At 63.6% G+C, this 15,119-nt stretch carries 11 protein-coding genes; all 11 read left to right on the top strand.

Features of this window, described 5'->3' with window-relative positions:
• Nucleotides 1–76 precede the first annotated feature (76 nt).
• Genes ACIROY_RS03875 through ACIROY_RS03825 form a run of 11 tightly spaced genes read left to right on the top strand, consistent with a single transcriptional unit; the run spans nucleotide 77 to nucleotide 15,118 of the window.
• On the top strand, nucleotides 77–415 hold the full coding sequence (locus ACIROY_RS03875; RefSeq protein ID WP_167735699.1) for a ferredoxin: 339 nt from the start codon (nucleotides 77–79) through the stop codon (nucleotides 413–415).
• Nucleotides 408–4,547: a cobaltochelatase subunit CobN gene (locus ACIROY_RS03870; protein WP_402339806.1), complete on the top strand. Its 4,140-nt coding sequence runs from the start codon at nucleotides 408–410 to the stop codon at nucleotides 4,545–4,547. Before ACIROY_RS03875 ends, ACIROY_RS03870 begins: the two co-directional genes overlap by 8 nt.
• Nucleotide 4,548: 1 nt before the next feature.
• Nucleotides 4,549–6,471, top strand: a complete 1,923-nt coding sequence (locus ACIROY_RS03865; protein ID WP_402339803.1) for a putative cobaltochelatase — start codon at nucleotides 4,549–4,551, stop codon at nucleotides 6,469–6,471.
• 22 nt (nucleotides 6,472–6,493) lie between these two features.
• Nucleotides 6,494–7,222, top strand: coding sequence for a cobalt-precorrin-7 (C(5))-methyltransferase (locus ACIROY_RS03860; RefSeq protein ID WP_402270968.1), 729 nt, complete (start codon nucleotides 6,494–6,496; stop codon nucleotides 7,220–7,222).
• Nucleotides 7,219–8,841, top strand: a complete 1,623-nt coding sequence (locus ACIROY_RS03855; RefSeq protein ID WP_402339801.1) for a precorrin-8X methylmutase — start codon at nucleotides 7,219–7,221, stop codon at nucleotides 8,839–8,841. The genes ACIROY_RS03860 and ACIROY_RS03855 overlap by 4 nt, the downstream gene beginning before the upstream one ends.
• Complete coding sequence (gene cbiD, locus ACIROY_RS03850; RefSeq protein WP_402339798.1) at nucleotides 8,828–10,003, top strand: cobalt-precorrin-5B (C(1))-methyltransferase CbiD; 1,176 nt, start codon at nucleotides 8,828–8,830, stop codon at nucleotides 10,001–10,003. Before ACIROY_RS03855 ends, cbiD begins: the two co-directional genes overlap by 14 nt.
• A complete protein-coding gene (gene cobI, locus ACIROY_RS03845; protein WP_402270975.1) occupies nucleotides 10,000–10,758 on the top strand; it encodes a precorrin-2 C(20)-methyltransferase in 759 nt (252 codons plus the stop codon). Before cbiD ends, cobI begins: the two co-directional genes overlap by 4 nt.
• A complete protein-coding gene (gene cobM, locus ACIROY_RS03840) occupies nucleotides 10,755–11,582 on the top strand; it encodes a precorrin-4 C(11)-methyltransferase (protein ID WP_402270977.1) in 828 nt (275 codons plus the stop codon). The genes cobI and cobM overlap by 4 nt, the downstream gene beginning before the upstream one ends.
• Nucleotides 11,583–11,584: 2 nt before the next feature.
• Nucleotides 11,585–12,394, top strand: a complete 810-nt coding sequence (locus tag ACIROY_RS03835; RefSeq protein WP_402270979.1) for a cobalamin biosynthesis protein — start codon at nucleotides 11,585–11,587, stop codon at nucleotides 12,392–12,394.
• A gap of 31 nt (nucleotides 12,395–12,425) precedes the next feature.
• The gene (gene cobJ / locus ACIROY_RS03830) at nucleotides 12,426–13,985 is read left to right on the top strand and encodes a precorrin-3B C(17)-methyltransferase (protein ID WP_402339795.1); all 1,560 of its coding nucleotides are present in this window, start codon (nucleotides 12,426–12,428) and stop codon (nucleotides 13,983–13,985) included.
• A complete protein-coding gene (locus ACIROY_RS03825; RefSeq protein ID WP_402339792.1) occupies nucleotides 13,982–15,118 on the top strand; it encodes a CobW family GTP-binding protein in 1,137 nt (378 codons plus the stop codon). Before cobJ ends, ACIROY_RS03825 begins: the two co-directional genes overlap by 4 nt.
• Nucleotide 15,119 lies beyond the last annotated feature (1 nt).

The following is a 15,119-nucleotide window of genomic DNA, read 5'->3' as shown; positions in this document are numbered from 1 at the left end:
ACTCAGGTTGTCATTTTGGATGCCGATCCGGTCACTGCAGCCGGATCGGCATTTTGGTTATTAAGAAACTGAACGCATGAGAACCCACCACCGCCACGTCCTGATGTGCACCGGCCCGCGCTGCACCGAAAACGGCGTGCTGGCCGAAGCCATGTTCGCCGTGCTCGGCGAGCAGATCGACGCGCGCCCCGAGCTGCGCGTCAAGCGCACGCGCACCCACTGCATGGTGGCCTGCAAGGCGCAGGCGCCGGTCGTTGTGGTATATCCCGAAGGCGTCTGGTATCGCTGCGAGGATGCCGCCGCGATCGAACGCGTGGTGGTCGAGCATCTGGAAGGCGGGCGCGAAGTCACCGACCTGATCTTCCATCGCCTCGGCAGCGGCGACGTCAATCCCGAGGAACCAGAAAATGTCTGACCAGGCAACACAATCCGTCGCTGCAACGTCTGCACGCATTGCCGTATTGACCCATGCGTCCACCGACCTGGCGATCCTGCATCACGCGTTGACGCAATTGCCGGCCGATTTTCCGCCAACCATCGGCATCAACCTGCAAGGCGTAGAAAACGAAACACGCATGAGCGAGTTGTTGCAGAACGAACTGGCCGACGCTGACATCATCGTGCTGCGCATCCTCGGCCGTCTCGGCAGTGTTGCCGGATTTGCCGAACTGCTGCGTCATGCGCAACGTCAGGGACGCCATCTGATTGCGCTCAGCGGCGCCGGTGAGCCCGACGCCGAACTGGCGGCAGTGTCGACTGTCCCGACCGATGTGCTGCGCGAGGCGCTGGCGTATTTCCACGGCGGCGGCAGCGTGAACCTGGCGCAATTTCTACGCTTCGTGTCGGACCGTTTGCTGCTGACCGGATTCGCTTACGAGTCCGCCGTGGCCTTGCCTGATCACGGGATCTATCATCCGGATCTCGAACAGGATGCGGGCATTGCCGACTGGCTTCAACTCAGACTTAAATCGCGCATTGATGTAGCAGGCCGCCGCAAACCGGCAGTCGGCATCATCTTCTATCGCGCCCACTGGATGAGCGGCAACACGCGCTTCGTCGATGCGCTGGTGACATCGCTGGAGCAGCGCGGCATGGACGTGTTGCCGATTTTTACGGCCTCGCTGCGCACTTCGGCAGCGGACTCCGATCTGCCGGCGGCGCTCAGTTATTTCGCGGGAGAGAAGGGCGCACATGTCGACGTCCTGATCAACACCACGTCCTTCGCGATGGGCGAAATCACGCCGGGCGGTCCGACGCCTGCGGGCTGGTCGGTGTCGGTGCTGGAAAAACTCAACGTGCCCGTGCTGCAGGCCATGACCAGCGGCATGACGCAGGAGCAGTGGGAAATCTCGACGCGCGGCATGAACCCGCTCGACGCCGCCATGAACGTGGTGCTGCCGGAGTTCGACGGCCGCATCATCAGCGTGCCGCTGTCGTTCAAGGCGCAGGCGGCGGGCTTGTCCGGCGACGTGGTGGAGTTTCATCCCGTGGCCGACCGCGTCGAACGCATCGCCGGCCTGGCGGCGCGCTTCGCGCGTTTGCGCGCGCTCGACAATGCCGACAAGCGCATCGCCTTCATCTTCACCAACTCCAACAGCAAGGCTTCACAGATCGGCAATGCCGTCGGCCTCGACGCGCCGGCCTCGCTGATGCGCATCCTCGAATCGATGCGCGACGCCGGCTATGCCATCGGCGACTTGCCCGAGAGCGGCAGCGCGCTGATCCATACGCTGGTCGATCGCTGCTCCTACGACAACACCTATCTGACCAGCGAGCAGTTGCAGCACGCCGTCGGCCGCGTGTCGGCAGAGCGCTACGCCGAATGGTTCGCGGAGCTGCCGCACGTCTTGCAGCAAAAGATCGAAGCGCAATGGGGCGTCGCGCCCGGTGTCGCCTACGTCCATGACAATCATCTGGCATTCGCCGGCGTGGAGCTGGGCAACGCCTTCGTCGCCTTGCAGCCGCCGCGCGGTTACGGCATGGACCCGGACGCGATCTACCATCAACCCGACCTGCCGCCGACGCATCACTACTACGGCCTGTACCGGTGGCTAAGCGATGAATGGGGCGCGGACGCCATCGTCCACGTGGGCAAGCATGGCACGCTGGAATGGCTGCCCGGGAAGGGTGTCGGCTTGTCGGAGAATTGTTTCCCCGATGCGTTGCTGGGCGACATGCCGCTGTTCTATCCGTTCATCATCAACGATCCGGGCGAGGGTTCGCAGGCCAAGCGGCGCGGGCACGCGGTCGTGGTCGATCACCTGACGCCGCCGATGACCACCGCCGACAGTTACGGCGCGCTGGCGCAGCTGACGCAACTGGTGGATGAGTACTATCAAGTGGAAGTGCTGGACCCGTCCAAGCTACCGCTGCTGCAGCAGCAGATCTGGGAACTGGTCAAACAGACCAATCTTGACAGCGACCTGCAGATGAAGCTGCTCCATCATGATCACGACCATGACGATGAACATGGACATCACCATCATCACGGCCATGTGCATGGACACGATCACGGTCATGACCACCACGATCACGACCATCCGCACGACCACAGCCATGAGGGCGAATTGCCTGAAGCGCTCAGCGCCATGGGCGGCTCCGACGTCGCCCACCTGATCGAAGACCTCGACGGCTATCTGTGTGAACTCGGTGCCGCGCAGATCCGCGACGGCCTGCACATCCTCGGCCGCGCACCGGATGTGACGCAGATGCCGGACATGCTGGTGTCGTTGACGCGCCTGCCGAACCAGGACATCCCCGGTCTGCAGGAAGAAATGGCGCGCCTGTTCGGCCTCAAGCTCGACATGCTGCTGGAGAACAAGGGCCAGCGCCTCAACGCCGACAGCGCGCTGGCGCGTATCGCCGGCCGCGCCGTGGTCACGCGCGCCGATGCGATCGAAGCCATCGATGATTTGTGCGTGCGGCTGATGCAGGCCTTGCAGGAGCGCGAGTACAGAGCCGGTGCCGTCGACGGCATCTTGCAATCCATGTTCGGCGATCTCAGCATCGACAAGCCGCGCCTGCAAACTGCTTCTTTGCGTCAACCGGGCAGCGTAATCGGCCAGATGAAGATGCAGGCGCGCGCCAGACCTCCGGCCGCAGCCCCGGCGCTTACCAAAGCACCGGCGCCGACAACTGACAAGTTCGCAGCGTTACGTCGTGTCCTCGATTTCACCTGCCGCCAGTTGCTGCCCAACCTGCATCGCGCCGGCGACGAGATCGGCAATCTGCTGCTCGGTTTGGAAGGCGGCTACGTGCCGGCCGGCCCGAGCGGTTCGCCCACGCGCGGCATGGCGCATATCCTGCCGACCGGGCGCAATTTCTATTCGGTCGATCCGCGCAGTGTGCCGTCGCAATCGGCCTGGCGCGTCGGCCAGCAGCTCGCGCGTGAAGTACTGGAACGCCACGTGCGCGAAACTGGCGCACATCCGGAAAGCGTCGCCATCAGCATCTGGGGCACCAGCGCCATGCGCACCCACGGCGACGATGTTGCGCAGATTCTGTGCCTGCTCGGCGTGCGACCGGTATGGCGTCCCGGCAACCGCCAGGTGTTCGGCATCGAGGTGGTGCCGCTGCAGGAACTGCAGCGTCCGCGCATCGACGTCACGACGCGTATCAGCGGATTCTTCCGCGACGCCTTCCCGCAACTGATCGACCTCATCGACGACGCCGTCAACGCCGTGATCGCACTCGATGAGCCGCTCGACCAGAATTTCGTGCGCAAGCATTACCTGCAGGAACTGGGCGACTGGATAGGCAAGGGCCTGGACAAGGATGAGGCGCAAGAGCGCGCCGCCTATCGCATCTTCGGCGCCAAGCCCGGCAGCTACGGCGCCGGCATCCTGCCGCTGATCCAGGAAAAGAACTGGCAGGCCGATGCTGATTTTGCCGAGGCCTATATCAACTGGGGCGGCTACGCCTATGCGCGCAAGCTCGGCGACAAGCAGGGCAGCGACCAGCGCGACGCATTCCGCACGCGCCTGTCGGGCGTGCAAGTGGCCTTGCACAACCAGGACAACCGCGAACACGACATCTTCGACAGCGACGACTACCTGCAATATCACGGCGGCATGATCGCGACGATCCGCGCCCTGACCGGACAGCAGCCGCGTCATTATTTCGGCGACAGCCACGACCCGGCGCGCGCCCAGGTGCGCGATCTGAAGCAGGAGACGCTGCGCGTGTTCCGCTCGCGCGTGGTCAATCCCAAGTGGCTCGACAGCATCCAGCGCCACGGTTACAAGGGTGGTCTGGAGCTGACTGCAACAGTCGACTATCTGTTCGGTTATGACGCCACGGCGCAAGTCATGGACGACTGGATGTACGAGCAACTGGCGCAGACTTACGCCTTCGATTCGGGCATGCAGCGCTTCCTCGAAGAGGCCAATCCCTGGGCCCAGAACGCGATTGCCGAACGCCTGCTGGAAGCGGCCAGCCGCGGCATGTGGGAAGAGCCGCAGGCGCAGACGCTGGAAGACCTGCGCCAGCTTTATCTCAAAAGCGAAACCTTGCTGGAGGCGCGCGGCGAAACCCCGCGTGGAGTCTGATATGAGCGTTCCTCTGTTTCCATTTTCGGCGATCGTCGGGCAGCCGCAACTGAAGAATGCCTTGCTGCTGTGCGCAGTCGATACCACGCTGGGCGGTGTCCTGATTCGCGGCGACAAAGGCACCGCCAAGAGCACCGCCGCGCGCGCCCTGACGGCGGTGTTGCCTCCGGTCGAACGCATCGCCGGCTGCGCCTTCAATTGCCTGCCGGGTCAGCCTGCCGAACATTGTGCTGTCTGCCGGAATGATGCCAAAGCAATCTCGGCGAACGTACCTTTCGTCACGTTGCCGCTGGGTGCGACGGAAGACCGCGTGCTCGGCACGCTCGATCTGCAACGCGCATTGAAGGGCGATCAGAACGCCTTGCAACCGGGTCTGCTGGCCGCGGCGCATCGCGGCATCTTGTACATCGATGAAGTCAATCTGCTGCCGGACCATCTGGTCGACGTGCTGCTCGATGTCGCCGCCATGGGCGTCAATTCGGTGCAACGCGAAGGCCTGTCGGTATCGCATCCGGCCCGCTTCACGCTGATCGGCACGATGAACCTGGAAGAGGGCGACCTGCGTCCGCAACTGCTCGACCGCTTCGGTCTCATGGTCGAAGTCGTCGCGCCGCGCGACAAGAAGTTGCGTGCCGACGTGGTGCGCCGCCGTCTTGCCTACGAAGCCGATCCACCTGCCTATGCTGCGCAGTGGAGTGATGAACAAGACGCTTTGCGCGTGCGTATCGCCGCTGCGCAGACTTTGCTGCCGCAAGTCGTGCTGAGCGATGCCTTGCTCGATCTGATCAGCCATCTGTGCTGCGAATTCGAAGTCGCCAGTCTGCGTGCCGATATTGTTATGCATAAGACTGCGCGTGCATTTGCCGCGCTGGACGGCCGTGCTCAAGTCACGCCGGACGACGTGCGCGCCGCCGCCGAGCTGGTGCTGCCGCATCGCCGTCGCCGCAAGCCCTTCGAGCAGCCCGGGCTGGATCAGGACAAGCTCGATGATCTGATGCAGCAGGCTATGCCACCGGAGCAACAGGAAGGTAATGGCCAGGATCAATCGGATTCTCCTTCCGATAGCAACGATCAATCGGGCGACGGCCAGCAGGTGTTCGCCGCCGCCAACGTCGGTGATGCACGTCAGTTAAAAGTCGACGCCCCTGTGAACAATGTCTCCACGCTCGCCGGCCGCCGCAGCGATACTGCCGATGCCACGCGCGGCCGCATGATCCGCGCGGTACCGGACAGCAACCCGGCCAGCCTGGCCGTCGGCGCCACCTTGCGCAGCGCCGTGTTGCGCAGCGCTGCAGAAGGCACGGAAGAGGGCACGGTGCTGCAATTGCAGACAGGCGATCTGCACGGCAAGGTCAAGGCCGGCAAGACCGCCAACCTGATCCTGTTCGTGGTGGACGCTTCCGGTTCGATGGCTGCGCAGCGCCGCATGGAAGCGGTGAAGGGCGCGGTGCTGGCCCTGCTGACGGACGTCTACCAGCGTCGCGACCAGGTGGCGGTGATCGGTTTCCGCGGCGACAAGGCGTCGCTGCTGCTGGCGCCGACACGCAGCGTCGATCTGGCGGAGCAAGGTTTGCGCGAACTGCCGACCGGTGGCCGCACGCCCTTGCCGCATGCGCTGCAACTGACTTTGCAGACACTGGAACAATCCGCCGGAGTTGCGCCGCCGCTACTGGTTTTGCTCAGTGACGGCAAAGGCAACGTCGCGCTTGAAAGCGGCGGCGATCCCTGGCGCGAGACGCTGGCGCTGGCCGAGCAACTGGCCGCGCGCGGCACACCGGCGATGGTGCTCGATACCGAAACCGGCTACGTCCGCCTGGGCCGCGCCGCTCAACTGGCGCAAGCGCTCGGCGCCGAATGCATGACGCTGGAAGAACTGACGGCCGACAATCTGGCGCTGACGATTCGCGCCCGCATGGCGCAATAGAGAATTAATCAAGGAACAAGAAATGATCATCTGTATAGGCGCAGGCCCCGGCGACATCGGCTATCTCACTCAACGCGGCGCGGAGCTGATTCGCGATGCCGACGTGGTGGCGGGCTTCGACGCCGTCGTCAACGTGGTGCAAAGCATCATCCCGCCGACGGCGCAAGTCATCTTGATGAACTACCGCGACCAGGTTGCCCAGCTCGATCTGGTTGCCGCCGCGCATCATGCCGGCAAGCGCTGCGTGGTGGTGTTCATGGGCGACATCCATTTCAGCGGCTTCCAGTATCTGGAGCGCGTCGAGCGCGCCTGCGGCCATCCGGTCGAGACCTTGCCCGGCATTTCCTCGGCGCAAATCCTGGCCTCGCGCGCCAAGGTCTGCTTCGATGAAACCACCTTCATCACCTTTCATCGCCGCGGCGACCTGACGCCATTCAAGCGCCATCTGGTGCATGTGCTCAATGACGGCCGCAATGCGATTGTGATACCGTGTCCATGGGATGCAGCGCGCTCCTTCATGCCGCGCCATATCGCGGCTTACCTGCTGGAAAACGGTGTGCAGCCCGATCATCCGACCGAAGTCTGGGAAAACCTCACGCGCGGTGAAGCAGAGTGGCACGGCACCCTGGCCGAATGCGTGGACAAGGAGTTCACCGACATGAGCATCATGCTGATTCGCACCCATACGCCCATGGACAGCCAGATCGAGCCGCCACCGGCCGCATCTGCCAAGTCTGCGGAGGCGGCATGAGCGCAGTGCCTGCCGATATCGTTAATATTGTTGACGATCAGGCAAGTTACGGTATCGTGATCGCCGGTCACGGCAGTCGCGACGCCGACGCCGTGCGCGAGTTCGAAGCGCTGGTCGACATCGTGCGCGCCCGCGCGCCCGGCCGCGTGGTCACGCACGGCTATCTCGAATTTTCAAGCCCGACCATCAGCGAAGCCGTCGAAGCCAATCTCGCCGCCGGCAGCAAGCAGGTCGCGGTGGTGCCCGGCGTGCTGCTGGCCGCACGCCACGCCAAGAACGACATGCCGGCCGAAGTGCTGGAGCTGGCGCGCAGGCATCCGGAGGTCGATTTCCATTTCGGCGCGGCGATGAACCTGCATCCGCAACTGTTGCAACTGGCGCAGGAACGCATCCTCGCCGCCGAAGCGCAATCATCCCAAACCATCCGCCGCGACGACACTTGCCTGGTGCTGGTCGGGCGCGGCACCACTGACCCCGACGCCAACGGCGAAGTGTCGAAACTCGCGCGCATGCTGGAAGAAGGCATGGGCTTCGGCGGCGTCTACGTCTGCTATTCCGGCACCGCCAAGCCGCTGGTCGCCGACGGTTTGCGCGCGGCCGCCTTGCTCGGTTTTGCGCGTATCGTGGTGTTGCCGTTCTTCCTGTTCGACGGCGTATTGGTCAAACGCATTTATGCCGCCGCTGATGAAATGCAACAGCGCGAGCCTGGGCTGGAAGTGCTGAAGGCCGGCTATCTCGGCGTGCACCAACACGTCGCCGACGTCCTGCTGGAACGTGCGCGGGACGCCGTTGAAGGCCGCGCGGCCATGAATTGCAGCCTGTGCAAATACCGCGTGCAGATCGTCGGTTTCGAAGAACAGATCGGCGAGCCGCAGCGTGCGCATCATCTGCAGGTGCGTGGCTTGTTAAATCGCGAAACGCTCGCGGCTGAGCCGAAGGTGGAATTCCCACCGTATGTGCCGCATCCGATCGAGAAGGAAAGCTTCGAGATCATCGCCGCCGGTCGCGACTGGTCGATGTTCCCGCCGGCGCACCTGACTGCGTTGCAACGGCTGGTGCATACCAGCGGCGATTTCGATGCCGTTGACGACATCTTTTTTTCAGCCGGTGCGATTGATGCCGGCATCCGCGCCATCCTGCGCTGCAAGCGTGTGGTGACCGACGTGACCATGGTGCAGACCGGCTTGAAACGCGCGCTGGTCGAACAGCTCGGCGTCGAAACCTGGTGCGGCGTGCACGATCGAGAAACACATCTTCTGGCGCAGGCGCAAGGTATCACGCGCTCTGCCGCCGGCGTGCGCCGTGCGTGGGAAAAATTCGGCAACGACATCATCCTCGCCATCGGCGATGCGCCGACCGCAATCGTCGAGACGACGCGCCTGATCCGCGAGCACGGCTGGCGGCCGCAGCTGGTGATCGGTTTGCCGGTCGGCTTCGTCGGTACGCGTGAAAGCAAGGACGAGCTGCGCCGCTGCCTGCAAGTGCCGCGCATCACCAACAGCGGCACACGTGGAGGATCGCCATGGGCGGCGACGGTGGTCAACGCCCTGATGATCGACGCCATCGGACAGGTCATCGCCGCACAGAACGCGGAGTCAACAGTCAATGCAGGAGCTTGAACGCGCCGAATTCGACCTCGCCGTGCCGGCTCCCAATGGCTTGCGGCGCGGCAGGACGACCGGCAGCTGCGCCACCGCAGCGGTCAAGGCGGCGCTGATGATGCTGTTGCGCGACGAGAAGATCGACAAGGCGGAAGTCAGCCTGCCGGACGGCAAGCATTACCTGCTGGTGCCGATACAGGCCGTGCAGCAGCTCGATGGCAAGCGTGTACGTGCAGAGGTATTGAAGGACGGCGGCGACGATCCCGACAACACGCACGGTGCAACGATTTTTGCGGAAGTCGCGCGTAATGATGCGGGAGAAATTCGCTTCAAGGCGGCGTCCGGCGTCGGTACCGCAACCCGGCCCGGCTTGCGCGTGGCGGTCGGTGAACCGGCCATCAATCCGGTGCCGCGCCAGATGATGCGGCTGGCGGTGGCGGAGGTGCTGGCAGAGTTGGGCATGAACGGCGAGGCCGGTTTCGATCTCGCCATCGGTTGCGAAGACGGCCAGAAGATCGCGCAAAAGACTTTCAACCCGCGTCTCGGGATCGTCGGCGGTATTTCGATCCTCGGCACCTCGGGCATCGTCGAACCGATGTCGCTGGCCTCGTGGATCGCGTCGATAGAGGTGTATATCCGCGTGGCGCTGGCCGATGACAGCACGCCCGGCGGCGTGGCGTCTTGCGTAGCGTATCTGCCCGGCAAGATCGGCCGGACGTTTGCGCGGGACGAGCTGGGTCTGCCGGAAGCGCGCTCGGTGCAGATCGCCAATTTCCTCGGCGACGCGCTCGACTTCACGCAAGCGGCGTTGGCCGAGCAGGGTGCGCAGCTGGACGTGTTGTGGCTGGCGGGGCATCCCGGCAAGCTGGCCAAGGTGCTCGACGGCGTCTGGGATACGCATTCGAGCAAGAGCAATATGGCGATGGGCGGTGTGGCCCGGGTGGCGTCGGAACTGGCGGCGAAGCTCGGATTTTCCGCATCGCTGATCGCCGAAATAGAAAGTGCAAATACAGTGGAAGCAGCAATCGAACGTCTGAAGGATAAACCTGGCGCAGTCACTTTGTGGCGCACCATCGAAGCCCGCATCGCGGCGCTGGCGCAGGCGCGTGTGCCGTCGGTGAAGCGCATCGAGGTGCGCCTGTTCGATCTCGACGGCAATTTACTGGGAGGCCGTGCATGAGCGCAAGCAATGAGCAGGGCATGTTCTGGGGCATCGGGGTCGGTCCCGGGCCGGCGGGTTATTTGCCGCTGGCGGCGATGCAGGCCTTGCAGCAGGCCGACCTGATTTACGTGCCGCGCGCCAAAAGCGCCGACACCTCGGTCGCGCTGCAATGCCTGGAAGGTGTCGCCGTCGCGCCGGAACGCCTGCGCGAAGTCGAGTTCAACATGGACCCCGACCGCAACGTGCTGCGCGAGCATTATGCGCAACTGGCGCAGGATATCGCCGTCGAATTGCAGGCCGGGCGCAGCGTCGCCTACCTGACCATCGGCGACACGCTGACGTATTCGACCTACGGTTACATCCTGGCGGCGCTGAAGGATCTGCTGCCGGCATTTCCGCACCGGACTTTCCCCGGCATCACCAGTTATGCGTCGGCGGCCGCGGCGCTGGACTGGCCGCTGGGCGTGGGCAAGGAGCGCACCCTGATCCTGCCGTGCCCGGACGATCCGGCGACATTGCAGCAGGAGATCGACACACATGACATCGTCGTATTGATGAAAATCGGCGCGCGCCTGCCATGGGTGCTGGCGTTGCTGAAAGAAATGGGCATCGCTGAACACTGCGCCTTCGCCCGGCGCATCGGATTGGACGGCGAAGTATTGGCAAACGATTTGCGCGAACTGGAAGCAGGCGACCGGGACCATGCCGTGAGCGGCTACCTGGCGACCATGCTCATTCGCAAGACCGCATTGGAAAAGAGGCATCAAGGATGAAAGTTTACTTTGTAGGCGCCGGCCCCGGCGCTCCCGACCTGATCACGCTGCGCGGCGCCAGGTTGCTCGGTAGCGTGAAGATGGTGTTGTACGCAGGTTCGCTGGTGCCGACCGAGATGCTGCAGCATTGCCGTCCCGACGCCGAGCTGATCGACACCGCCGAGCTCGACCTCGAGCAGCAGCAGGCATGCTACGAGCGCGCCAGGGCGCAGGATCTCGACGTGGTTCGCCTGCACTCGGGCGACCCGGCCATCTACGGCGCGACGGCCGAGCAGATGCGCCGCCTCGAAGCGCTCGGCATTGCCTATGAAGTCGTGCCGGGCGTGTCGTCATTCACTGCGGCGGCGTCAGCCGTGACGGCCGAACTGACCAAGCCGGAAGTATCGCAGACAGTGATCCTGACGCGCGTCTCCGGCCGTGCGTCGGCAGTGCCGGAGCTGGAATCGATTGCGCGCCTGGCCGAACATCAGGCCACCATGTGCATCTTCCTGTCCGGTCCGCATCTGAAAAAGATCGTCACCGACCTGCGCCTGCACTATCCCGAGACCACGCCGGTGACGCTGGTGTACCGCGCCACCTGGCCCGATCAGCGCGTCTATCAGGGCACGCTGGCGACCGTGCTAGAGGAAACCAAACGCGGAGCCTGGAACCTGACCACGATGATGTTGGTCGGTGCGGCACTGGACAAGGGACAGCAAGTCGAATCGAGTCTGTATTCCAAGGATTTCACGCATCTGTTCCGTGTGGTGAAGAAAGACAAGAAGAATAAAGACAACAGCGCCGCAGAACCCGTGGAAATTTCCGTCACCGGAGACGAGGTCTGATCATGAACAATTCCCTGCAAAACGCACCATCGACTTCTCTGGGCATCTGGCTGGTGCGAGCGGAGAGTGAAGCCTTGGCGGCGCGTCTGCAGGGGCAACTGGGCGGCACGCTGTACCGGCCGTGGCTGAATGCGGGCATTCCGCAGAAGCAGCAGTTCCGCGCATCCTATCGCTCTCAGGGGCAATGGGTGATGCTGGCGGCCAGCGGCGTGGCGGTGCGTTTCCTGGAAGGCCTGCCGCAGGACAAGCTGACCGATCCGGCGGTGGTGCTGCTCGATGAAGCGGGGCGTTTCGCGGTATCGCTGTTGGGCGGTCACGAAGGCGGCGGCAACCGCCTTGCCTATCGCGTCGCCAACGTGGTCGGCGCGGTGCCGGTGGTGACCACTGCGACCGAAGCCTTGAAGCCGCTGGTGCTGGGCATCGGCTGCCGCAAGAACGTGCCGGTGGAAAAGATCGCCGCCGCCGTGACGCACGCATTGGCCTTGGTCGGCCGTCCGCTGAGCGACGTGCGCGAAGTGGCGACCATCGACCTGAAAGCGGAAGAGCCCGGCCTGCTGAGTTTTTGCGCTGCCAATGAATTGCCGCTGCGTGTCATCGCAGCCTCGGACGTCGCTGCACGCGGCTGGGTGACGGCGCCGTCGGAATGGGTGCAGAAGAACGTTGGTGTCGACGGCGTGTGCGAGCCGTGCGCGCTGATCGCCAGTCCGCGCGGCGTACTGGCGCTGCCGAAGACCGCACTGGAAGGCGTGACCGTCGCGATCGTGGAAGACATCGGTTTGCCTGATGTTGAAAGTCAGGCGGATCCGAAATGAATAATATGAAATTGAAAAAGAAAGCAGTGTTATGAGTGGAGTATTGAATCTGGTGTCGGTCGGTCCCGGTTTCGGCGATCTGATCGTGCCGCGCGCCATCGCCGCCTTGCGCGACAGCAACGTCATCGTGGCCTATGAGCTGTATCTGCGCTGGATCAGTTCGCATATCGAGGGCAAGGAAATCCACACGCCGCCGCTGACGCAGGAGCGCGAACGCGCCTTGCTGGCGATCGACAAGGCGCGCAACGGTGAGAAGGTTGCGCTGATCTCGAGCGGCGACATCGGCATCTACGCCATGGCGGCGCTGGCCTTCGACGAGATGAAGGAGGACGACGACTACCAGGTCAACGTCATCCCCGGCGTGACCTCTGCCAACGCCTGCGCGTCCTTGCTGGGTTCGCCGCTGTCGCACGATTTCGCCACGCTGAGCCTGTCGAATTTGCTGTGTCCGTGGGAGTGGATTGAGAACCGTGCACGTCACATCGCCCAGGCTGATCTGGCCTGCGTGCTGTACAACGTGCAAAGCGCCGGCCGCCAGGAGGGCGTGTACCGCATCCTCAAGCTGATGCTGGAAGCGAAGGCGCCGCATACGCTGTGCGGCGTGGTGAAGAACGCCTATCGTCCCGGCCAGGAAGTCAGCATCCATCGCCTCGACGAATTGCCTTCGCTGCAATTCGACATGCTCACCAGCATCGTGATCGGCAACCGTTTCACGCAACGCAAGCGCGGCTACATCTTCACCCCGCGCGGCTACAACGACTGGCATGACGAATCGAAGGTCGTTGCGGAAGAGCCGATGCTGCCGTCGCAGGCCGTGTGGGTCTTTGCGGGCACGAGTGACGGCAACGCGCTGGCGAAACAACTGGCCGCGCAAGGCCATGAGGTCGTGGTATCGACCGCGACCGAGTACGGTGGCGAACTGGCCTTGCAGGATTGCCCAGGCGTCACGGTCTGGGCCGGCCGCCAAGGCGTGGAAGCGCGCAAGCAGGCCTTGCTGCGTCACGAAGCGCGCGCGCTGGTCGACGCCACGCATCCGTATGCAACACTGATGTCGCAGCAACTGATGGGCTTGTCGCAAAGCCTCGACATTCCCTATCTGCGCTACGAACGTCCGAGCGGGATCGCCGCCGCCGATGCCCAGGTGTACGATTCGATGGAAGAGGCTGCGGTACAGGCGATCGCCGGCGGCGAGCGCATCTTCCTCGCCACTGGTTCGAAAGACATCGCGGCCTTCCTGCAAGCGCCCGGCGCCGACCGCAAGCAATGGTTCGTGCGCGTCACCGCCGAGCCGGAGTTCATCCAGCGCGCGATCGATCTCGGCATCCCGCGCAGCCGCATCTGCGCGATGCAGGGACCGTTTTCGCAGGGCTTCAATGAAGCCTTGTGGCGCGACTGGAACATCGATTGCGTGGTGACCAAGGATTCCGGCGACGTCGGCGGTTATCGCGCCAAGGCCGATGCGGCGAAGGCATTGAATATTCCATTACTGACAGTGCGCCGCCCGGCACTGGATTATCCGCTGCAGGCCGGCAATCTGGACGAAGCCTTGGCCCAGGTGGAGCGCTGGCAGAAAGAAAGCAAACGCGCATGATGCCAGCGCAGCCTATCCCCGTCACCATCGTCACCGGCTTCCTCGGCGCCGGCAAGACGACCTTGCTGCGCAGCCTGGTGCAGCGCCGCCAGACGCGCCGGCTGGCCTTGCTGATCAACGAGTTCGGCGAAGTGACGATTGACGGCGATCTGATGCGCGCCAGCAGCAGCGATGAAGGCGGGCAGGTGCGCATTCATGATTTTTCCTACGGTCTGATCGCCTACGGCGACGACGAGCATTTCGTGCCGACCATGCTTGCATTGGCGGCGCGGCGCGCACAGGTCGATCACGTGCTGATCGAAACCTCCGGACTGGCCTTGCCAACGGCGGTGATGGAAAGCTTGCAGACGCCGGATCTGGCCGCGCATTTCATTCTCGACGCGACGCTGGCGGTGGTCGATACGCCCTTGCTGCTGGATGATCGGTTCGAGCAGCACGGCAGCAGCGCCGACGCCGATGAGGCTGTCGCCGCCATGTTCGAGCGCCAGCTGGAATATGCCGATGTCGTCGTGCTCAACAAGATCGATGACCTGAACGAAGATCAGTTGCTCGACGCCGAGCAGCGCGTGCGCTCGCGTGCGCCCAACGTGCGTTTCCTCGAACTGGCCTACCAGGCGCAACTCGACATCCGCCTGGCGCTCGGCCTGCGATTGCATCAGCCGACCTTGCAGGCGCATCAACACACTTACACGCACGTGCGCATGCCCGGCGCCGATGCCAGCGTACTGGCCGATCAGGGCCGTCTGAACGGTCATGCGCATTCGGGCCTCGGCGCGCACAGCCACGGCCTGGCGACGCACAAGCATTTCCACGAGCAGGATCCGGGCTGGCTGTCGTTCACGCTGCGTAGCCAGTCGCCGCAACCTGCGGAGAAACTCAGGCAGGCCCTCGCCGAGGCGGCAAAGTCGGAGCCCATCCTGCGTACAAAAGGCTTTGTCCGGACGTTGGAGGGCAAGCGGCCGCAACTGGTGCAGGGCGTGCGCACGCGCGTGACGATTAATTTGGATGTCGCCGATGCAGCCAACGAGAACGTCGAAACCGACAAATCTGAACTCGTCTTCATCGGCTACCACCCGAGCCGCAGCAAGGTCGCCGCCTTGCTGTCCGAACTCACCGGAACACACTGGAAATAAA

Origin of the sequence: Herbaspirillum sp. NPDC101396 (assembly GCF_044767365.1) — a bacterium.
GTDB lineage: Bacteria > Pseudomonadota > Gammaproteobacteria > Burkholderiales > Burkholderiaceae_D > Herbaspirillum.
Note: the sequence above shows the minus strand (reverse complement) of the source record. Positions and strands in the feature narration are given on the sequence as shown.